The organism is Photorhabdus sp. RM71S, assembly GCF_042879355.1.
Lineage (GTDB): Bacteria > Pseudomonadota > Gammaproteobacteria > Enterobacterales > Enterobacteriaceae > Photorhabdus > Photorhabdus kayaii.
This window is the reverse complement of record NZ_JBHFKV010000229.1, coordinates 1-366: the sequence shown is the minus strand read 5'-3', so window position 1 is coordinate 366 and position 366 is coordinate 1. Positions and strand designations below refer to the sequence as shown.

The 366-nt window shown below is 64.5% G+C and carries 1 pseudogene; it reads left to right on the top strand.

Annotated elements, in window-relative coordinates:
* Nucleotides 1-24 precede the first annotated feature (24 nt).
* Nucleotides 25-366: pseudogene (locus tag ACGF5R_RS24645) on the top strand (DNA primase); the annotation flags it as partial.

Genomic DNA, 366 nt, shown 5'->3' with positions numbered 1-366 from the left:
GATCCGGCAGGCAATGAGGCCGCGGTGAAACTGGCGGCAGAACTGACCGCCGACGGCATTACCGTGTTCCGGGTGGTGTTCCCCGAGGGCATGGATGCCAACGGCTATCTGTGTCAGGTCGCCGAGCCGGAACGGGCCTTCGGGTTGTTGCTGGACAGTGCCGTGCCGATGCAGGCGGCGGCAGGGATACAGGCCACCACCGCAACAGAGCGGGCCGCACTGGCTGAACATCAGCCGGTTCCGGTGCCGGAAACGGTCAGCACATTAGCCGCCGGTATAGCCGCGTTGCCGTCAATGCCGAATGTGGTCTGGGAAACCGGCGCTAACGGCGAGATATCCCTCACCCTCGGCACTCAACAGTGGGGT